This window comes from Kineococcus rubinsiae, assembly GCF_011839805.1.
In the GTDB taxonomy this organism is placed as follows: domain Bacteria; phylum Actinomycetota; class Actinomycetes; order Actinomycetales; family Kineococcaceae; genus Kineococcus; species Kineococcus rubinsiae.
Genome location: NZ_VWPY01000001.1, coordinates 94,005 through 113,414 on the forward strand (window position 1 = coordinate 94,005; position 19,410 = coordinate 113,414).

General features: G+C 75.6%; 17 protein-coding genes, 1 tRNA gene and 1 pseudogene. 7 read left to right on the forward strand and 12 right to left on the reverse strand.

All coding sequences use genetic code 11. The features are described 5' to 3' along the window. Positions 1-132: 132 nt before the first annotated feature. Positions 133-552 carry an Hsp20/alpha crystallin family protein gene (locus F1544_RS00420; protein ID WP_167580837.1) on the forward strand — a complete coding sequence of 140 codons (420 nt, stop codon included), beginning with the start codon at positions 133-135 and terminating at the stop codon, positions 550-552. Between the two features lie 337 nt (positions 553-889). Here F1544_RS00420 and selB read toward each other — a convergent pair whose 3' ends face one another. Continuing rightward, on the reverse strand, positions 890-2,650 hold the full coding sequence (gene selB / locus F1544_RS25975; protein ID WP_167580839.1) for a selenocysteine-specific translation elongation factor: 1,761 nt from the start codon (positions 2,648-2,650) through the stop codon (positions 890-892). Next, positions 2,651-3,940 (reverse strand): L-seryl-tRNA(Sec) selenium transferase, encoded by a 1,290-nt coding sequence (gene selA / locus F1544_RS00430; RefSeq protein WP_167580841.1) that lies wholly within the window; start codon positions 3,938-3,940, stop codon positions 2,651-2,653. A gap of 219 nt (positions 3,941-4,159) precedes the next feature. On the opposite strand from selA, the gene F1544_RS00435 reads away from it, so the two are divergent. Further along, the gene (locus F1544_RS00435; RefSeq protein ID WP_373368044.1) at positions 4,160-4,612 is read left to right on the forward strand and encodes a DUF1801 domain-containing protein; all 453 of its coding nucleotides are present in this window, start codon (positions 4,160-4,162) and stop codon (positions 4,610-4,612) included. An 18-nt stretch (positions 4,613-4,630) separates the two neighbouring features. Here the strand turns inward: F1544_RS00435 and F1544_RS00440 are convergent, their stop codons facing one another. Then, complete coding sequence (locus F1544_RS00440) at positions 4,631-5,608, reverse strand: AraC family transcriptional regulator (RefSeq protein ID WP_167580845.1); 978 nt, start codon at positions 5,606-5,608, stop codon at positions 4,631-4,633. A gap of 219 nt (positions 5,609-5,827) precedes the next feature. Between F1544_RS00440 and F1544_RS00445 the strand changes: the two genes are divergently transcribed. Further along, positions 5,828-6,256, forward strand: a complete 429-nt coding sequence (locus tag F1544_RS00445; RefSeq protein ID WP_167580847.1) for an anthrone oxygenase family protein — start codon at positions 5,828-5,830, stop codon at positions 6,254-6,256. Positions 6,257-6,273: 17 nt separating this feature from the next. Here F1544_RS00445 and F1544_RS00450 read toward each other — a convergent pair. Then, positions 6,274-6,369, reverse strand: a tRNA-Sec gene (locus F1544_RS00450). Positions 6,370-6,512: 143 nt separating this feature from the next. Between F1544_RS00450 and selD the strand changes: the two genes are divergently transcribed. Further along, a complete protein-coding gene (gene selD / locus F1544_RS00455; protein ID WP_167580849.1) occupies positions 6,513-7,517 on the forward strand; it encodes a selenide, water dikinase SelD in 1,005 nt (334 codons plus the stop codon). A gap of 4 nt (positions 7,518-7,521) precedes the next feature. On the opposite strand, the gene F1544_RS00460 is transcribed toward selD, so the two are convergent. The 4 genes and pseudogenes from F1544_RS00460 to fdh all read right to left on the reverse strand — a co-directional run. After that, positions 7,522-8,415, reverse strand: a complete 894-nt coding sequence (locus tag F1544_RS00460) for a formate/nitrite transporter family protein (RefSeq protein WP_167580851.1) — start codon at positions 8,413-8,415, stop codon at positions 7,522-7,524. A 104-nt stretch (positions 8,416-8,519) separates the two neighbouring features. Continuing rightward, positions 8,520-9,740 (reverse strand): NrfD/PsrC family molybdoenzyme membrane anchor subunit, encoded by a 1,221-nt coding sequence (gene nrfD, locus F1544_RS00465; RefSeq protein ID WP_308469796.1) that lies wholly within the window; start codon positions 9,738-9,740, stop codon positions 8,520-8,522. Further along, on the reverse strand, positions 9,737-10,906 hold the full coding sequence (locus F1544_RS00470; protein ID WP_167580853.1) for a 4Fe-4S dicluster domain-containing protein: 1,170 nt from the start codon (positions 10,904-10,906) through the stop codon (positions 9,737-9,739). Before F1544_RS00470 ends, nrfD begins: the two co-directional genes overlap by 4 nt. A 206-nt stretch (positions 10,907-11,112) precedes the next feature. Next, positions 11,113-14,364, reverse strand: a pseudogene (gene fdh, locus F1544_RS00475) (formate dehydrogenase); the annotation flags it as partial. Positions 14,365-14,516: 152 nt separating this feature from the next. Between fdh and F1544_RS00485 the strand changes: the two are divergent. Further along, positions 14,517-15,068: a permease gene (locus F1544_RS00485; protein WP_167580857.1), complete on the forward strand. Its 552-nt coding sequence runs from the start codon at positions 14,517-14,519 to the stop codon at positions 15,066-15,068. Next, positions 15,029-15,598, forward strand: coding sequence for a hypothetical protein (locus F1544_RS00490; protein WP_167580858.1), 570 nt, complete (start codon positions 15,029-15,031; stop codon positions 15,596-15,598). The genes F1544_RS00485 and F1544_RS00490 overlap by 40 nt, the downstream gene beginning before the upstream one ends. A gap of 29 nt (positions 15,599-15,627) precedes the next feature. Here F1544_RS00490 and F1544_RS23710 read toward each other — a convergent pair whose 3' ends face one another. Both F1544_RS23710 and F1544_RS00500 read right to left on the reverse strand, forming a co-directional pair. Then, positions 15,628-16,104, reverse strand: a complete 477-nt coding sequence (locus F1544_RS23710; protein WP_208971030.1) for a GNAT family N-acetyltransferase — start codon at positions 16,102-16,104, stop codon at positions 15,628-15,630. An 81-nt stretch (positions 16,105-16,185) separates the two neighbouring features. Further along, positions 16,186-16,587, reverse strand: coding sequence for an OsmC family protein (locus tag F1544_RS00500; protein WP_167580860.1), 402 nt, complete (start codon positions 16,585-16,587; stop codon positions 16,186-16,188). Positions 16,588-16,730: 143 nt separating this feature from the next. Between F1544_RS00500 and F1544_RS00505 the strand changes: the two genes are divergently transcribed. Next, positions 16,731-17,189 (forward strand): DUF4383 domain-containing protein, encoded by a 459-nt coding sequence (locus F1544_RS00505; protein WP_167580862.1) that lies wholly within the window; start codon positions 16,731-16,733, stop codon positions 17,187-17,189. A 4-nt stretch (positions 17,190-17,193) separates the two neighbouring features. On the opposite strand, the gene F1544_RS00510 is transcribed toward F1544_RS00505, so the two are convergent. Both F1544_RS00510 and F1544_RS00515 read right to left on the reverse strand, forming a co-directional pair. Beyond that, entirely contained in the window at positions 17,194-18,900 is a 1,707-nt protein-coding gene (locus F1544_RS00510) for a SpoIIE family protein phosphatase (protein ID WP_167580863.1), read from the reverse strand. Between the two features lie 9 nt (positions 18,901-18,909). Continuing rightward, positions 18,910-19,344 (reverse strand): ATP-binding protein, encoded by a 435-nt coding sequence (locus F1544_RS00515; RefSeq protein WP_167580865.1) that lies wholly within the window; start codon positions 19,342-19,344, stop codon positions 18,910-18,912. Positions 19,345-19,410: the final 66 nt, after the last annotated feature.

Here is a 19,410-nt window from a genome sequence, read left to right on the forward strand (position 1 = left end):
TGCAGCGCCTTCGACCTCTTGCGCACTCCGGCGCAGGAGTGCTACAACCTGTGCTGTCGACCCGGGACGTGCCGGGCGACAGCGGAAACCGCACAGCGCATCTCCTACTTCGAACGCCTGGAGGTGGTGGCCATGTTGATGCGCACCGACCCCTTCCGTGAGCTGGACCGCCTGACCCAGCAGGTCCTCGGGACGAACGCCCGGCCTGCCGTGATGGCGATGGACGCGTGGCGCTCCGGCGAGGAGTTCCACGTCGAGTTCGACCTCCCCGGCGTCGACCCCACGAGCATCGAGCTCGACGTCGAGCGCAACGTCCTGACGGTGCGGGCGCAGCGGCCCGTCGCCGAGACGACGGCGGAGGTGGTCGCCGCGGAACGTCCCCGCGGCGTCTTCAGCCGGCAGCTGATCCTCGGGGACAACCTCGACACCGACCGGATCGGGGCCGCCTACCGCAACGGGGTCCTGGCCCTGAAGATCCCCGTGGCGGAGCGGGCCAAGCCCCGCCGGATCCAGGTCGAGACCGCGGACGAGCAGCCGGCGCTGCAGTCCTGAGGTCCGGTCGTGACCGCGACGGCCTCCCCGTGCCGGGACCGGCCCGGGGAGCTCCCCGAACCCGACGACGGCTGGTGGGCGCGTGAGTTCGACGCCATCGTCGAGCAGCTGACCGCGCCACCGGAGGACCCGGGCCCGCCCGCGGCGACGGGCACGGGAGCCCCGGCGCCGCACGGGTTCCGGCCCACCGACCGGCCGGCCCGGTCGCGACGGCGGCCCCGCCGGTCCCCTTTGACGCGGGCCCCGCGCCACCAGCGCTCCCCGCCCACCTGACCCCCGTCCCCCCGGTGATCATGCAGGTAATCCCTGCATGATCACCGGGGGAGGGGGGCGGGGGTCAGCGGGGGACCAGGGTGCGGCGGTCGTCGGCCCCGCGGCGCGTGCGGCGGGCCGCGTCCAGCGCGCTCAGCAGCGGCACCGCGACCCGGCGCGACGTGCCGAGGGCCTGCTTGGCCTCGCTCACCGTGAACGGCGCGGGCAGCGCCGCGAGGCGTTCCGCGGCGCGGTCGAGGGCGTCCGGGCCCAGGACGATCCCGGGCGCCGGCGAGGAGAGCAGGCCCGCGCGCACGGCCGCCGCGAGCTCCGCCCGCCCGAGCCCGAGCTCGCGCAGCCGCTCCGCGTCGGGGGCGGCGAACGGGTCTGCCGCGAGGCCCGCGCGCAGCGCCGCGACCGCCCGGGAGACCCCCGCGGGCAGCTGGTCGGTGGCCGTGACGATCCGGCCGTCGGCCACCCGCAGGGGCGCCGCGACGAGGGCCTCCACGAGCGCGCGGTCGGGCAGCGCGCACGCATGCCGGGCCTCCTCCAGCGTCGGCCCGGGGTGCAGGGGGTGCTCGCGGACGTAGGCCGCGACGGCCTCGCGCAGCCGCTCCCCCGCCCGGGTCCAGACCGCCGGGTCGGCGTGCCAGTCCCGCGCGACGGCGGCCGAGCGGACCTCGACGCCCATGGCCCGCAGGTCGCCGGCGCGCACGAGGCCCCGCCGCCGCAGCTCCGAAGCCTCGTCGGGGGTGCCGTCCAGCGGGGCGAGGACCTGCGCGCGGGCCGCGGCGGCCCCGCGGCGCCGCAGGGGCGGCGGGGCGACGTCGAGCACGACGGCCCCGCCGAGCACGAGGTGCTGGGCGGGTTCGCGGACCAGGAGGCGGTCGCCGATCCACAGCGGCAGCGGCCGGTCCAGCTGCAGCCGCAGGGTGTCGGGCCCCAGCGGCCGCACGCGCGCGCCGACGGCCGCGGTGCCGAGGTGGGCGACGACGTGCTGCGGCAGCTCGGCGGCCACGACCCCGGCCAGGCGGACGTCGACCACCGCGGTGGAACGGGCGCTGCCGGGGGTGAGCAGGGCGTCGCCCCGGGCGACCTCGCCGCGCTCCACCCCGCGCAGGTTCACGGCGACGCGGGTGACCGCGTCGGCGCGGGGCACGTCGTGCTCCAGCGACTGCAGCCCGCGCACCCGCACGCGGCGCCGGCCGCCGTCGGCCGCGGCGAGGTCGAGCTCGTCGCCCACCGCGATGGACGACGTGGCCAGCGTCCCCGTGACGACGGTCCCCGCGCCGCGGACCGAGAAGCTGCGGTCGACCCACAGCCGCACCGGCCCGGCGGGGGGCGGCGGGACCTGCGCGAGCACCTCGCCGAGGACGCGGCGCACGTCGTCGAGGCCCTGGCCGGTGGTGGCGCTGCACGCGACCGCGGGCACCGTGCCGAGGCTGGTGCGCGCGAGGTGGGCCAGCGCCTCCTGCGTCGCGGGCCCCGGGTCGGCGAGGTCCGCGCGGGTGACCACGAGCATCCCGCGGGACACCCCGAGGGCGTCCAGCGCGGCGAGGTGCTCGGCCGACTGAGGCATCCAGCCGCCGTCGGCGGCCACGACGAACAGGACGACCCCGATCGAGCCGACACCCGCGAGCATGGTCGGGACGAACCGCTCGTGGCCCGGGACGTCGACGAAGGCGACCGTGCGCCCGGGGGCCAGGTCGGTCCAGGCGAACCCCAGGTCGATCGTCAGGCCGCGCCGCTTCTCCTCGGCGTAGCGGTCCGGGTCGGTGCCGGTGAGCGCCCGCACGAGGGTGGACTTGCCGTGGTCGACGTGCCCGGCGGTGGCGACGACGTGCACTCACTTCCTCCCGGCGGCGAGCACGGCCGACGCGACGCGCGCGTCGTCGGCGGGGCGGACGCAGCGCAGGTCCAGCCGCAGGTGCCCGCGGACGCTGCGGCCCACGACGCCCTGCTCCCGCAGCGGTGCGGCCAGCGCCTCGGGCAGTTCGACCGCCCACGACGGCAGTTCCAGACCCGGTGCTCCCCCGCCCCCGACGACCGCCTCGCTGGGCACCGAACCGGCCTCGACCCCGCTGCCGCGCAACGACTCCGCGAGCTCCTCGCACCGGCGGCGCAGGTCCTCCGGGTCCGCCCGCAGCGCCTGCCAGGTGGGGTTCTCGTCGAAGCGCAGGGTGGCCTCCAGGGCGGCGAGGGTCAGCTTGTCGACGCGCAGGGCGCGCGCGAGGGGGTGCCTCCGCAGCCGGTCGACGACGTCCGCGTCCCCGAGCAGCAACCCGGCCTGGGGACCGCCGAGGAGCTTGTCACCGCTCGTGGTGATGAGGGTGGCGCCGTCGCGCAGCGCGGTGTCCGCGTCGGGTTCGTCGGGCAGCAGCGGGTCGGGGCGCAGCAGGCCGGAACCCGTGTCGACGACGACGGGCAGGCCCAGCGTGGCCAGCTCGCGGGGCCCGACGCCCGCCGTGAACCCCGTGACGACGAAGTTCGAGGGGTGCACCTTCAGCACCATCCGGGTCGCGGGCCCGACGGCCGCCGCGTAGTCCGCGAGCGTCGTGCGGTTCGTCGTGCCGACCTCGCGCAGCCGGGCGCCCGTGGACTCCAGCAGGTCCGGCAGCCGGAACCCGTCGCCGATCTCGACGAGCTCGCCGCGGCTGACGAGGACCTCTCCCCCCGCGGCGAGCGCCGTGGCGGCCAGCACGAGGGCGGCCGCGCCGTTGTTGACCACGTGCACGTCGCCCGCGGCGGGCACGGCCTCGCGCAGCGCCGCGAGCACCCCCCGCCCGCGTCGCGCCCTCCGGCCCGTCGCGAGGTCCATCTCGACGTCGGTGGCCCCGGCCGCGGCCGTGACGGCCTCGACCGCCGGGCCCGACAGGGCGGCCCGGCCGAGGTTGGTGTGCAGGACGGCGCCCGTGCAGTTCAGGACCGGGCGCAGGCTGGACGCCGCCCGGGGCAGCGCACCGAGCACGGCCTCGACGGTCGCGTCGGCGGGCAGCTCGCCCGTGCGGACGCGGTCCTGCGCCCCGCGCACGGCCTGCTTGACCGCGTCGCGGCCGTGGCGCTGCAGCGCGCCGGCGAGCCGGGGGTCGGCGAGGACGGTGTCCGTGCGGGGCACGGCTCGACGGGGGTCCGACACCCGTGGAGCGTAGGAGGTGCCCGCACGGCCCGCACCGGCAGCACCGGACCGGCCGCCTCGGATCGAGCAGGATCGAAGAAGCGCTCACCTCGGGGCGGGCCCTAGCGTCGGCCGCGGAACCGGTCGCCACCGCGGCGGTCGGCGCAGCGGCGAGGGGGGACGACGGTGGCGTCAGCACCGGGGTCGGAGGCGAGGTTCTCCGAGCAGGAGCGGACCGCGATGAAGGAGCGGGCGTCCGAGCTGAGGACGCAGGCGCAGCGCAGCGGGCCGACGGGCAAGGGGTCGGGGACGGGCAAGGCCGCGGAGAAGGCGGCGCAGAAGGCCGCGGCCGACGAGGCGGACGTGCTGGCCAGGATCGCGCAGATGCCGGCGGCGGACCGGGCGCTGGCCGAGCGGGTGCACGAGGTCGTCCTGACCGCTGCGCCGGACCTCGCGCCGAAGCTCTACTACGGCCAACCCGGCTGGGCGAGAGCCGGATCCGTCGTGTGCTTCTTCCGCAGCGGGCAGATGGACAAGCTCCGGTACTCGACCTTCGGGTTCAGCCCCCACGCGCGGCTGGACGAGGACGGGGGCCTCTGGGCGACCTCCTACGCGTTGACCGGCGACGCGGACGAGGCGACGTGGGAGCGGATCGCCCGGCTGGTCGAGCGGGCCACCGCCGGGACGTCCTGACCCGCCGGTGAACCGCCCTCACCTCGGTTCGACGTCCGGTGCGGGGTGCGGTGCGCCGGTGCTCCCCCGGGCACCCTCGCGGTGCTGCGACGGGCTGGTCCCGAACCGGCGCGAGAACGCGGCGCTCAGGGCGAAGGGCGATCCGTAGCCGACCCGGCGGGCGACGGCGGCGACCGTGGTGGCCGGGTCGAGCAGCAGGTCGGCGGCCAGGTCCAGGCGCCACGTCGCGAGGTAGCCCATCGGGGGCTGGCCGACGAGGCGGGTGAAGCGCCGGGCCAGGGTGGCGCGGCTGGTCGCCGCGGCCGCGGCCAGGGAACCGAGGGTCCACGGCTCCTCCGGGTGGTCCTGCAGCAGGCGCAGGGCCGGCCCCACGACGGGATCGGCGGCGGCGGTGTACCAGCCCGGCGCGCCGCCCCCGGCGGTGTCGAAGCAGGACCGCAGCGCCGTCACCAGCAGCAGGTCCAGCAACCGGTCCAGGACGGCCTCCTGACCCGGGACCGGGGAGGTCACCTCCCGGGCAAGCCAGTCGAGGACGGGCGCGGTCGCGGTGTCGCCGCGCAGGACGAGGAGGGGCGGCAGGGCCCGCAGCAGCCGCCCGCTGAGCGCCCCGTGCTCGGGGTACGTGCCGGTGACCAGCCGGGTATGGCCACCGGCGCTGTTCCCCCAGGACCGGGTCCCCAGCCGGCCCAGGGGCACCTCGACGCCCTCGAGGGTGGTGCAGCGCTGGTCGGCGTCGATGACCGCCTGGGGCGGGGTCCCCGGCTCGTCCGACACCACGTAGGGGTCGGGGCCGCGGACCACCGCCACGTCACCGGGGTCGACCCGCTGCGGCGGCGCCCCGTCGAACGTCACCCAGGCCGATCCGGCGACGACGGCGACGACGGTCAGCGGGGCCCGGTCGTGGACCCGCAGCGCCCAGGGCGGTTCCAGGTCGCACCGCAGCAGGAACGCCCCCCGTGCCCGGGGGCCGGCGAGGAGGTCCGCGAGGGGGTCCACGCCGGCAGACGGTAGGGCCGCGACCGCCGCGGACGCCAGGAGGGTGAGACGCCCGCGCATCCGCTCGCCGCTCTCGACCATGTCCCGGAGGGCCCTCGTCCGCTTCGCTGGCTCCATGACGAGCACCGCGTCCCCGACGACGAGCACCACCCGTCCCCCGCCCCTCCCCGGGGCGACCGGCAGGGCGGAACAGCGAGCCGCGGAGGGGGTGCGGGGCTCGTGAGGGTCCTGGCGCTGGCCGCCGGCATCGGGTGCGCGGTGGTGGGCGGTGTGTTCTTCGCCTTCTCCACGTTCGTCGTGCCCGCGCTGGTGCGCCTGCCCGAGGCGCAGGCCGCCCCGGCGATGCGCTCGATCAACGTCCTGGCGGTGCGGCCGCCGTTCATGCTCGCGCTGTTCGGCACCGCGGCCGCGTGCCTGGTGCTGGCGGTCCTGGCCGTCCGCGGCGCGGACCCGCGGGTCGTAGTCGCGTGCGCTCTCTACCTCGTCGGGGTGGTCGCGGTCACCGTCGCCGGCAACGTCCCGCTGAACGACCGCCTGGCGCAGGAGCAGGCGACGTTCCACGCCGTCGCCGGGGCGTGGTGCGCCTGGAACCACGTGCGCACCGTCTCCGCGGTCCTCGCGGCGGTGCTGCTCCTCGCGCAGAGGTGAACGCAGGAGGCGGCCGCTGGCGGAGGCGGATGGGAATCGAACCCACCTGACCGAGGTGCTCGGTCACGCCGGTGTTGAAGACCGCGGGGGCCACCAGGCACCCTGACGCCTCCCCGGGCAGCAGACCGGTCCCGCGGGACCGGCCCGGTCAGCCTGGCAGAGGCCCGTCCGGGCGGCACGTCGGCCCCCCACCCGGGGCGGGCCACCCGTCGCGGGGCCGGTCGCGGGGTGTGGACCCGCCGATTACGGTCGCGGCATGACGACGACCAGCCCCGCCGCGGTCCGCCTCACGCAGTTCGCCCACGGCGGGGGGTGCGCCTGCAAGATCCCGCCCGGTGAGCTGGAGCAGATGGTCGCCGGCCTCACCTCCGCCGGGCAGGCGCCGGGCGACGACCTTCTCGTCGGGGTCGGCGACGACGCGGCCGTGGTCCGGATCAGCGGGGACGTCGCGGTCATCGCGACGGCCGACTTCTTCACCCCCGTCGTCGACGACGCCTACACCTTCGGGCGCATCGCGGCCACGAACGCCCTCTCCGACGTCTACGCCATGGGCGGGCGTCCCCTGGTCGCCGTGAACCTGCTCGGCTGGCCCCGCGACCTGCTCCCGCCGGAGCTCGCCCGCGAGGTGCTGCGCGGCGGGGCCGACGCCGCGGCGGAGGCCGGCTGCCACGTCGGCGGCGGGCACAGCATCGACGACCCGGAACCCAAGTACGGCATGGCCGTCACCGGCACGGGGCACCCGGACCGGCTGCTGCGCAACGACGCCGGGCGCGCGGGCGTGCCGCTGACCCTGACGAAGCCGCTGGGCCTCGGCGTGCTGAACAACCGCCACAAGGCGACGGGTGAGGTCTTCGAGGAGGCGATCGCCGTCATGACGACGCTGAACGCCGCCGCCTCCAGCGCGGCGCTGGCCGCGGGGGTGCGCTGCGCGACCGACATCACGGGGTTCGGCCTGCTCGGGCACCTGCACGAGATCACCCGCGCCAGCGGTGTCACCGCCGTGGTCGACGCGGCGGCCGTGCCGTACGTCGACGGGGCGCGGCAGTCGCTGCGCGACGGCTTCGTGCCCGGGGGTTCGCGCCGCAACCTCGAGTGGGTGCGGCCGTTCCTGGACGCGGGGTCCGCGAGCGAGGAGGAGCTGATCCTGCTCGCCGACGCGCAGACGTCCGGCGGGCTGCTCGTCGCGGGCGAGCTTCCGGGTCACCCCGTGGTGGGCGAGCTCGTCCCCGCCCGCGACGGCCGCACCGTCGTGGTGCGCTGACGCGTCACCCGCGCGGGGCGCCCGCCGTCCCGGAGCCGTCCGAGGTCGCCGCCGGGGCCCCGCCCTCGTGGCCGGTCCCGTCGCTGCCCGCGTCGCTGCCGCGCAGGAACAGGTACCAGTAGGCGAGCCCGACGAACACCGTGCCGCCGACCGCGTTGCCCAGGCCCGCGAACACCCAGTTGCGCAGGATGTCGCCCCACCCGATCCCGGGGACCCCGGCGAACAGGGCCGCGGGCAGGAAGAACATGTTGGCCACGACGTGGTCGAAGCCGAGCGCGACGAACGCGGTGATGGGGAAGAAGATCGCCGCCACCTTGCCGCCGATGTCCTCGGCGGCCATGGCCATCCACACGCCCAGGCACACCAGCCAGTTGCAGCCGATGGCGCGCAGGAAGACCGTGCCGTCGTCCTCGGTGATCGCCTTGCCCGTCGCGATCGCGCCGAGGCGCTCGTAGGCGGAGTGGGCCGCACCCGCCGGTGACGACGCGGTGCCGATGACGCCGGTGTGGACGGCCAGGACGTAGGCGACGAACAGCGACCCGATCAGGTTGGCGACGAGGACCACGCCCCAGTTCACCCCGAGGCGCCCCAGCGTCACGCGCTTGCGCAGCACAGCCATCGGCACGAGGGCCATGTTCCCGGTCAGCAGCTCCGCCCCGCCGACGATGACGAGGATGAGGCCGAGGCTGAACACCGCACCGGTCAGCAGCGTCGTGACGCCGCCCCAGATCGCCGGGTCGAGGCCCGCGGTGACGACGACCGCGAGCAGCCCCGCGAAGGCGATGTAGGCCCCGGCGAGGAACCCGCCCACCAGCATCTTGCCGGTGGACAGGTGGGCCTTCTTGTCCCCGGTCGCGGCGGCGGCGACGGCGATCTGGTCAGGGGTCTTGTACGCCACGGGAACCTCCGGGTGCGGGGGCGGGGACGCACGGTCTCGACGTCACGGGGGTGGGGAACCGGCTCGCGAGCCGGGGTGGTGCGGGAGGTCCGTCCGGGCGGACGTCAGGCGGAGGCCGTCGCGGCTGCCGCGTCGCGGGCCGCGACGCGCTCGCGCTGCGGGACGACGACGTACTTCGGGTCCTCGACGGAGGTGATGCCCGCCTCGAAGACGGCCATGCGGGTCAGGAACGAGCCGGTCAGCAGGCACGCGCCGGCGGCCGCCGAGACGACGCGGGAGCGCCGGCCGAGGACGGCTCCCACGGCGCCCGCCGCGGTGAGGGCGCGGGCCGCGCGCAGGAACTTCCCCGGGCGGCCGATCCGGAACGGCTCGCTCACGAGGCCGTGCTCGTTCTCCATGCGGTGCGCCGCCACGAGCTCCAGCGTCGCGCCGAGGACCGCGGCCCGGCGCGCCGGGACGGCCTGCGCCACGGGCGAGAGCAGCATCCCCGCGCCGGCCCCGCTGGCCAGGGCGCTGCCCGCGAAGACGAACGGGAGCTCCCGGTAGGGCTCGTGCCAGGAGGGCACGGCCGTGTCGGCGAACAGCACGGCGGTGTAGGTGGCGAGCAGCGGCGCGAAGAGCGCCGCCCCGGCCCCGGCCACCGAGGCCGCCGGGCGGGCGAGGGTCCGCGCGAGGCCCCACACACCGCGCTGCGGCAGCAGGACGGCGCCCTCGAACACGGCCGCCGCACCGCACAGCGGCCCGAAGCCCGTGAGGATCCACGTGCCGACCGACATGGGCGAGGTCACCTTGGCCACGCGGAGCATGTTGTAGAACCGCTCCGGCTTGCCCAAGTCGATGATGAGGAAGTAGGCGCTGGCGCCGACCGCCGTCAGCGACGTCAGGCGCAGGTTGCGCCGGGCCGTCGCGTCGCCGCGCGCGTCCGCGACGAGGGCGAGCATCGAGGAGCCCGCGGCCAGCCCGCCGGAGAACAGGTAGTAGGCGATGTCGTGCGTCCACACGGGCCGCTTGAGGACCGGGCGGCCGTAGTAGGAGCGGAACTCGGCGTCGGGGACGACCGCGTTCGGGTCGCCCCGGCGGCGCCGGCCACCGCGGCGGCGGGGCTTCCCGCCGTCGGGCCCACCGGGGGCGTCCACCGCGGCCCCGTCGCGGCGCCCCATGCCGGCGCCCCACATGCGCGCCGCCTGGCCGCCGAGGGGGTCGTGGTGGGACTGCCCGCCCTGGTGGGCGGGGTGCGGTTCCTGGTTCTGGGTCCGGCGCGGGTCGGCGTCGGGGTGCGGGTCGCGCTCGAAGGCCCCCTCGGTGGGGCTGCCGGGGGTGTTCACGAGCGGCGCCCCAGACCGGAGACGAGCGCCCCGAGGACCATGGCGCCCGCCGCGACGGCCATGTGCTTGTACATCGAGGGCAGGTCCCGCGTCGTCACGACCGGGTCCGGCGGCAAGCCGTAGACCTCGGGCTCGTCGAGCAGGAGGAAGAACGCCCCGTCCCCGCCCACGCCGTCGTCGGGGTCCTCGCCGTACAGGCGCGCCTCGGTGACGCCGACGTCGTGCAGCTGCTGCCGCCGCGCCTCGGCGCGCTCGCGCAGCTCGTCGAGGTCGCCGTACTGGATCGACTCGGTGGGGCACGCCTTGGCGCACGCGGGCGTCTCGTCGTTGCCGAGCCGGTCGTAGCACAGCGTGCACTTCCAGGCCCGGCCGTCGCCCTCGCGCTTGTCGATGACGCCGTAGGGGCACGCGGAGACGCAGTAGCCGCAGCCGTTGCAGACGTCCTGCTGCACGACGACTGTCCCGAACTCGGTGCGGAACAGGGCGCCCGTGGGGCAGACGTCGAGGCACGCGGCGTGGGTGCAGTGCTTGCAGACGTTGGACATCATCAGCCAGCGCACGTCCTGGCGGCCCTCGCGGTCCGGCAGCGGGGCCGGCGCGAGCATGCCGGGCATGCCGAGGAACTGCTCCGACGCGGGCGCGGCGGTGGTGGTCGTCGCGGCGGCGGCGGCCGGTGCGGAGCCGCACCCTCCCCCGCCGGACCCGCAGCCGCAGCCGCCCGAGGCACCGGTGGCCGCCGCGGCCGCGTCGGCTATCGGCGTGCCGCCCGGGAGCGCCGTGCCGAGGCGCGAGGCCTCCTCGAAGACGTCGATGCCGGCCGCGACGACGTCCTGCTGCAGGGCGTCGGAGGACCCGCCCGTCGTGGTGCCGTCGAAGGCGGGGGTCCCCCGGCCGATCGGGCGCGACTGCTCGATGAACGCCACGGCCCGCCACGAGTCCGCGCCGAGCCCGCCGGTGTTGTCGTAGGACATGCCGAGGAGGTCGATGCCGTCCTCCGGCACCATGTTCCACTCCTTGCACGCCACCTCGCAGGCCTTGCAGCCGATGCACACCGAGGTGTCGGTGAAGAACCCCTTGCGGGGCGGCGGGGCCTCGTAGCCGGCGTTCGCGGCCGGGTCGTCGAGGCGACCGGCGAAGCTGTTCGGGGCCACCGTGCGCGGGACCATCAGTTCCCCTCCAGGCTCGTGTCGGGGTGCGCGTCCAGGACCGCCGGGTCGACACCGTTCTGCTGCGGCTGACCCGGCCGGGACCGGACGTCGTGGCGGACGCTCAGGACCTTCTCCATCTCCGCCGCGCTGTGACCCGTGCCGGTGCCGGTGGCCCCGGCCATGGCCTGCTCGACCCGGCTCTTGCCCTGCGGGTCCAGCAGTTCCGCGGTCACGGCGACCGCACCCGAGGACATGGTCACGGCACCGCGCACCCGGTAGGCGTCGATGAGGTCGAGGACCTCCCCGCCGCGCGGGCGCCGGCCGGGCTGCACGTCGCACGTCCCGGCCTTGAACTCCTGGATGTGCACGTTCGGGTCCAGCGTCAGGTGCGCGAGGTCGTTGACCACGTCACCCGTCGTGAGACCGCCGCCGCCACCCCAGTGGTAGGGCATCCAGATCTGGTGGACCACGCGGTCCTGGATGCGCAGCGGCGCCAGGCGGTCGGTCACCATCACGCGGGCCTCGACGACGGCGCGCGCGGTGATGACGTGCGCCCACCCGAGGTGCTCGAGACCCTGCTGGGCCGCGAGCTCCGGCGAGACCTCCATGAACAGCGCGGGCTGCAGCTCCGCCAGGTACGGCAGGTACCGGCTCATGCCGCCCGCCGTGTGGTGCTCGGTGAGCCGCGACGTCACCCAGACGAAGGGGAACACGTCGCTGCCGCGCTCCGGCGGCGACGGGTGCACCTCGTTGAGGTGGTTCGTGTAGAGCTCCCGGGCCGGGTTCTGCTGCTGCGTGTAGACGGTGTTGCGGAACGGCGACTCGGCCGGCTCGTAGTGCGCCGGCAGCGGGCCGTCGACGACGCCCTTGGGCGCGTAGAGCCAGCCCTTGCCGTCGCTCTGCATGATGAACGGGTCGTCGCCGGCGATCGCCTCGACGCCCGTGGCGCCCTTCGGCGGCCGGTAGGACGGGGCCTTCGTGGCCTCGAAGTCGGGGATGTCGTCCCCGACCCAGCGGCCCTGGGCCTCGTCCCACCACACGAGCGCCTTGCGCTCGCTCCACGGCTTGCCGTCCGGGTCCGCCGAGGCGCGGTTGTACAGGACGCGCCGGTTCATCGGCCACGCCCAGCCCCACTCGTGCGCGTGCAGCGACTGCTCGCGCCCGGGCTTGCGGCGCGCGGCCTGGTTCACGTCGTCGGCGTAGACGCCCGAGTAGATCCAGCACCCGCTGGAGGTCGAGCCGTCCGCCTTCAGCGCCGTGTAGCCGGGCAGCAGGTCCCCGGTGCTCCGGTCGTAGCCGTTGATCTCCCGCAGGACGTCCTCGGAGCTCGGCTCCTGCTTCTCGCCGTGCACCGGGTAGTCCCAGGCGACGTCGAGCAGCAGGCGGTCGCGCGGGTCCGTGGACCCGGCGAGCTTCTCCCGCATGCGCCGGCCCAGGTGGTAGAAGAACCACAGCTCGCTGGTGCAGTCGCCCGGCGCCTCGACGGCCTTCTCCCGCCACTGCAGCAGCCGCTGCGTCTGGGTGAAGGTGCCCTCCTTCTCCACGTGGGAGGCGGCGGGCAGGAAGAACACCTCGGTGCGGCACTCCTCGGGGACGATCTCCCCCGTCTCGACCTCGGGCGCGTCCTTCCAGAACGTCGCGCTCTCGATCATCACGAGGTCGCGCACGACCATCCAGTCGAGGTTGGCCATGCCGAGGCGCTGGGCACGGCCGTTCGCCGAGCCCACCGCGGGGTTCTGCCCCAGCAGGAAGTACCCGAAGATCTTCCCGCCCTCGATCATGTCCATGACCTGGCCGTAGGTGCCGTGGTCACCGTTGATCTTGGGCATGGCGTCGAACAGGTAGTCGTTCTCGGCCGTCGCGGCGTCGCCGAAGTAGGCCTTCAGCAGGCTGATCGTGTAGGCGTCCGCGTTGCCCCAGAAGCCCTTCTGGTTCGCGCCCTTGATCGAGTCGATGTACTCGGCGAGGCTGCGGTGCCGCTCCGCGTGCGGCATCTGCAGGTAGCCGGGCAGCAGGTTGTACAGCGTCGGGATGTCCGTGGAGCCCTGGATGCTGGCGTGACCGCGCAGCGCCATGACCCCGCCCCCCGGGCGGCCCATGTTGCCCAGCAGCAGCTGGAGGATCGCCCCGGCGCGGATGTACTGCACACCGGTGCCGCGCTGGGTCCACCCGACGCTGTAGACGAGCACGCCCGTCTTCTCGCGCCCGGAGTTGCTGATCCAGGCCTCGGCGATCTCGTCGAAGAGGTCGGTGGGGATGCCGCAGACCTCCTGCACCATCTCCGGGGTGTAGCGGGCGAAGTGCCGCTTCATCACCTGCCAGACGGTGCGCGGGTCCTGCAGCGTGTCGTCGCGCTGGATCGACTCGTGGTCGACCGCCGCGCCGCCCGCGCCCAGGGAGTGCCCGGACTCGCTCTCCTGGGAGTCGGCCGTCTCCTCCTGCTCGTCCCCGTGGTGCTCGGCCCCGGCGTACTGCCAGGACTTGGTGTCGTAGGAGCGCGTCTCGGAGTCGAAGCCGGAGAACAGCCCGTCGAGGTCCTCGGTGCCCTGGAAGTCCTCGCTGACGAGCCAGGAGGCGTTCGTGTAGGCGAGGACGTACTCGCGGAAGTCCCGCTCCTGGGTCAGGACGCGGTTGATGATCGCCCCGAGCAGCACGATGTCCGTGCCCGTGCGGATGGGGACGTAGGTGTCCGCCAGCGCACTGGTCCGCGTGAACCGGGGGTCGATGTGGATGACCTTGGTCCCGCGGGCCTTCGCCTCCATCACCCACTGGAACCCGACCGGGTGGCACTCGGCCATGTTCGAGCCCTGGATGACGATGACGTCGGCGTTGCCCAGGTCCTGCAGGTCAGAGGTGGCTCCACCGCGACCGAACGAGGCACCCAGACCGGGCACCGTGGCGGAGTGTCATATGCGGGCCTGGTTCTCCACCTGGATCGCGCCCATGGCGGTGAACAGCTTCTTGATGAGGTAGTTCTCCTCGTTGTCCAGCGTGGCTCCACCCAGGCTGGCGATCCCCATCGTGCGGTTGAGCTTGTTGCCCTGGTCGTCGGCGTCCTGCCAGCCGCGCCGGCGCGCCTCGATCGTGCGGTCGACGATCATCTCCATCGCGGTCTCGAGGTCCAGGTCGGACCACTCGGTCGCGTAGGGGGCGCGGTACTTGACCTGCGTCATCCGCTGCGGGCCGTTGACGAGCTGCTCGCTCGCGGAGCCCTTGGGACACAGGCGGCCGCGCGAGTGCGGGCTGTCCGGGTCGCCCTCGATCTGCGTGACCCGGCCGTCCTTGACGTAGACGCGCTGGCCGCAGCCGACGGCGCAGTACGGGCAGATCGACTTGGCGACGCTGTCCGCCTCGGCGGTGCGCGGGGTCAGCGACTTCGACTTCTTCGACTGGGCGGCGGCACCGCGGCCCAGGGGGTCGTCGCCGGTCAGCTGCCGGTAGACCGGCCAGCCCTCGATGAAGGTCCGCACGCCCACGCGCACTCCCCGTTCTCGCTGGGCGCGCACACCGTGGTTCCGGGTGCTGCGCCGTCCTGCGGGGAGGCTACTGCGCCCGCCCGCCGACAGCCTCCCGGGGCCCCCGGCGCGTCGAGGACACCGGCGCCCGCGCCAGGAAGGACGGTCCCCCGTTGCCCGCTGTCCCGCTCGACGCACCCCCCGCACCCGGCCGCCGCGCGGCCCTCGCGTCCACCGCCGCGTTCCTCGTGCTCGCGGTCGTCCTGCTCACGTGGGCCAAGTGGAGCCCCTACGCGTCGCGGGTCGGCGAGCTCGCCGGCACGCGCACGTGGTCGGGGAAGGCCATCGCGACCGCCGCCGGGGTCGAGCCCGGCTCGGCGCCCAGCCTCGCGGCCGGCTGGCGCTTCCTGCTGGCCTACGGCGGGGCCGTCTGGAAGGCGCTCGTCGCGGGCCTCGTGCTGGCGGCGGCGGTGCAGACGCTCGTGCCGCGCCGGTGGCTGCTGCAGGTCATGCGCCGGCGCCGCTCGGGCTCGAGCGCGGTGGTCGGCGGGCTGCTGTCCACCCCGGGGATGATGTGCACCTGCTGCACCGCGCCCGTGGCCTCAGCGCTGCGCCGCGGCGGGGTGCCGACGGCCGGCGTCGTGGCCTACTGGCTGGGCAACCCGCTGCTGAACCCCGGGTCCTCGTGTTCCTCGCCCTCGTCGCCCCGTGGCCGTGGGTCGTGACGCGGCTCGTCGTGGGCCTGCTCGTCGTCGTCGGCGGCAGCGTCCTGGTGGCCCACCTCACCGACGCGCGGCTTCCCGCCGCCGCGGCCGACGCCGTCGGGAGCGCGCCCGACCCCGCGGCGGACGAGGGCGGCGCGCGGCGGTTCCTGCCGACGCTGCTGCGCACCGCCGCCGTGGTCGCGGTCGAGTACGCCGTGGTCGTGTTCTGCGTCGGCGCGGTCAGCGGCTGGCTCTTCCCGCTGGGCGGCTCCGCGCAGTCGTGGGGCGCGGCCGGGCTGCTCGTGGCGCTCGTCCTGGGCACGCTCGCGGTGATCCCCACCGCCGGGGAGGTCCCGATCGCGCAGGGCCTCGCCGCGGCCGGGTTCGGCAGCGCGGTCGTCGGGGTCCTGCTCGTCGTGCTGCCCGCCATCAGCCTGCCGTCGGCCGTGCTCGTGGTGCGGGCCCTCACGCTGCGGGTGGTCCTCGCCTCGGCCGCGGTCGTCGTCGCGGGCGGCGTCCTCGCCGCCGGGCTGCTGGGCGTCCTGAGCTGAACCCCGCGGGTGTGCGCCGAGGAGCCGCCTCAGCCGTCGAGCTCGACCTCGTACATCACGTCGGAGCTCAGGCGGGCGACCTGGTCGTACAGGGAGCGGGCGCGGCCGTTGAAGGCCTGCGTGCGCCAGTAGACCGCCGTGGCGCCGCGCTCCCGCGCCTGGGCGAGCGTGGCGTCGATGAGCGCGCGCCCCGTGGCACCCCCGCACGCGGCGGGGTCGACGAAGAGATCCTCGAGGTAGCAGACCGACGTGGGCGACCACGTCGAGGCGTGCAGGAGGACGTGCGCGAACCCGACGGGCCGGTCGGCCGCGTCGACCGCGACGAGGCCGAACAGGTCGTCCCCGCCCCGGCACAGCCGGGCGAACGTCGCCTCGGTCACCGCCGCGTCGAGGTCGTGGCGGTAGAAGCGGAGGTAGGCCGCCCACAGCGCGTCCCACGCGTCCCGGTCCCCGGCCCGCAGGGCCCGCACCCCACCCGGCTGCTGGTCCACGCGCTGCTCGCCCACGCGGCGGAGCCTAGGTCCGGGCGCCGGCGGCGGGGCACCCGGACCCGGACCCGGACCCGGACGACCCGGGCTCACGCAGCCTCACGCGGCGACGGTCACCTCGAGGACGGCCGGGTCGACGGTCTTGGTGAAGGGGCAGATGGCCAGCGCCTGCTGCAGCACCGCGTCGGCGTCCTCGGCGCTGGGCAGGGACACGCTCAGGGCGTAGCGCGCCGAGTAGCCGGGGCCGTCGTCCTCCACGAGCGTCACGCGCGTCTCGACGCTGACGTCGTCGACGTTCCCGCCCGTGCTGCTCGTCGCGATCCGCAGCGACTCCAGCAGGCAGGTGCCGAGCGCGGCGGCCATCAGCTGCTCGGGGTTGGTGCCCTCCCCCGTGCCCTTGAGCGCGGTGGGCTCGTGCACGGCGAGGGACAGGTTGCCGTCGTCGGAGCGGGCGGTGCCGGAGGTGCTCGTCACGACAGCGGTGTAGAGGTCGGTTGCCATGCCCCGACGCTAAGCCGGGTCGCGCCCGTCCGCGCGCGGGGACGGCGAGCGGCCCGGGGGTTTGCCACCCCCGCGGGCTGGGCACAGAGCGAGCAACGGGCTGCGCGGAACGCGGTGGCGATCGACGAGGGAGACGACGAGCAGTGAGCCTCAGCATGTCGGGCCGGCAGGACACGAACGTCCCCGCACGGACGGCGGGGCAGTACCTCTCGCTGATCGCCGGGATCCTCCTCGTGCTGCTGGCGGTGGGAGGCACCGTCGTCGCGGGCTTCTCCGACGTCACCGGTTCCGACCACCAGCGGCAGGTCATCGGGTTCGCGGTGAACCCGCTCTCGAACCTCGTGCACCTCGTCCTCGGCGCCCTGGGGATCGCCGCGTACACCGGCCGCCGGCGCGCCCGCTGGTACGGCGTCGTCCTCTTCCTCGCCTGCGCCGCGCTCTACGCCTACGGCTCCGTGGTCGCGGACAACCCCTCCGGGAACCCGCTGAACATCAACTGGCCCGTGAACGTCCTGCACGCCGTCTTCGGCCTGCTCGGCGTGCTCATCGCGCTCGTGCCCGTCAAGGCGGGGCGCCCGCCGAGCACCGCCGAGCTGAAGTAGCCGCTCAGCGGCTGCGGCGGTGCAGGTCCTCGGGCAGCACCTCGGGGCCGGCCGCGGCCGGGCGGGGGCGGTCCTGCGGGTGCGCGCGCAGCACGAGCAGCGCGACGTCGTCCTCCCGCGGCCCCTGCTCCACGAGCGCGAGGGCGCGGTCGCAGACCTCCTCCGCCGTCAGGTCCTGCACCCCCTCCAGGCTGCGGCGCAGGCGCTCCAGCCCCACCGACAGCAGCTCACCGCGCCGCTCGACGAGGCCGTCGGTGTAGAGCAGCAGGCCGGAACCCGGCGGCAGCTCGACCTCGTGGTCGCTGCGCGGCAGCGTCGGGTCGACGCCGAGCAGCAGGTCGGCCGCCGAGGTGAGCAGGCGGGCGCTGCCGTCGGCGCCCAGCAGGACGGGCGGCGGGTGCCCGGCGCTGGACCAGCGCGCCGTGCGGATCCCCGACGCCTCGTCCCCGGGGCCCTGCTCGAGCTGGATGAGGACGGCGGTGGCGACGATGTCGACCGAGAGGCCCCGCATGGCCCGGTCGAGCCCCGTCAGGACGGCGGCCGGTGCCTTGCCCAGGGTGGAGGACACCCCGCGCAGCAGGTTGCGGACCTGCGCCATCGCCGCCGCGGCCTCCCGGTCGTGGCCGGCGACGTCGCCGACGAGCACCGTGAGCGCGCCGTCCACGAGGAAGGAGTCGTACCAGTCGCCCCCGATGCGGGCCTGGTCGGCCGCGGGCAGGTAGCGCACCGCGACCTCGAGGTGGTCGGGCTGCAGCGGGTCCTCGAGCAGGCTGCGCTGCAGCGACTCCGACAGACCCCGCTCGACCATCGCCGCCCGCCGCTCGCCCGCCCGGACCTCGAGCCGCGCGAGCGCCTGGCCCACCCCCGCGGCGATCAGCCGCAGGAAGTCCAGGTAACCGGCGTCGGGCGCGAGGTGCTCGCTCAGCAGCACCGCGAGGGCGGCCCCGCCCGGCCGCACCCGCCCGCCGGGCTGCAGCGGCACCCACGCCACCGTGCCGCGCGCCGTCCGCTCCAGCACGACGTCACCGCCCTCCGCGGGCCGCCCGGGGCTGCGGGGCAGGCGCGGGTCGTCGTCGTCGGGGGCCGCGAGGTCGTCCAGCCGGATCCCCACGGCGGGCAGGTCCTCGGTCTGCGCGCGCAGCAGCGGCAGGGCCCGCGCGACGACCTCCGCGCCGTCCTCCGCCGACGCCAGCACGTCCCCGAGGCGGCTGAGCAGCCGCAGCCGCCGGCGGTCCACCACGGTGGCGGTGGTCTCGATGGCGATGTCGAGCACGCCCTCGACCGGGCCGTCGCCGCTGCGCAGCGGGGAGTAGCAGAAGGTGAAGAAGCACTCCTCGGGGTACCCGTGCCGCTCGAGCAGGAGCCGCTCGTCCTCGTGGAAGGCCGGGCCCTCACCCGCCAGGACGCGGGTCAGCAGCGGGCCGATCCGGTCCCAGATCTCCGGGAACACCTCGCGCGCCGGCCGCCCGAACGCCGCGGGGTGCTTGTCGGCGATGAGCGCCACGAACGCCTCGTTGTAGATCATCGAGAGGTCCGGGCCCCAGAACAGGCACACCGGGAACCGGGTGTGCAGCGCCAGGTCCACGGCCGAGGTCAGCGCCGGGCTCCAGCCCGCGGGCTCCCCCAGCACGGTCGCGGCCCAGCCCACGGGGGGGAAGCCCACCGGGGGCAGGTCCACCGGCGCGGCGGGCGGCGGGAGCTCGTCGGGCATCCGGCGAGCCTAGGTGGCCGGGGCCCCCGCGAGGGCCAGCTCGAACCAGACCGCCTTGCCGACGGCGGGCGGCGGCAGAGGAGCGTGCCCCCACCGGGACGCGAGCGCGTCCACGAGGGCCACCCCGCGGCCACCCGTCGCCTCCGCGCCCACGTGGCGCAGCTGCGGCGGCTCCGGGTTCCCGTCGTGCACGGCGACCCGGACGGCACCGGCCGCGCCGCTCACGTGCACCTCGACGGAACCCTCGTCGGGAGCACCGGGGTCCCCGACCGCGCCTTGCGGCGGAGCCCCGCCGTGCAGCACCGCGTTGGCGACCAGCTCGCTCGTGAGCAGCTCCACGACCTGGCGCTCGCCGGCGCTCAGCCGCGGCCCGCACTGCGCCGCGACCCAGTGCCGCGCCTCGGGGACGGCCGAGAGCCGGGCGGGCAGGACGAGCTGGGGCACGCGGGGCCTTCCGGTCGGGCGCAGGAGCGCGGCGGGGGTGCGTCGATGATCGGTCACGGGGCTTCC

Coding starts and splice junctions, on each gene's coding strand:
- F1544_RS00420 (WP_167580837.1), top strand. CDS start 133: ATGTTGATGCGCACCGACCCCTTCCGTGAGCTGGACCGCCTGACCCAG.
- F1544_RS00435 (WP_373368044.1), top strand. CDS start 4,160: ATGAAGGAGCGGGCGTCCGAGCTGAGGACGCAGGCGCAGCGCAGCGGG.
- selD (WP_167580849.1), top strand. CDS start 6,513: ATGACGACGACCAGCCCCGCCGCGGTCCGCCTCACGCAGTTCGCCCAC.
- F1544_RS00470 (WP_167580853.1), bottom strand. CDS start 10,906: ATGGTCCCGCGCACGGTGGCCCCGAACAGCTTCGCCGGTCGCCTCGAC.
- F1544_RS00500 (WP_167580860.1), bottom strand. CDS start 16,587: ATGGCAACCGACCTCTACACCGCTGTCGTGACGAGCACCTCCGGCACC.
- F1544_RS00510 (WP_167580863.1), bottom strand. CDS start 18,900: ATGCCCGACGAGCTCCCGCCGCCCGCCGCGCCGGTGGACCTGCCCCCG.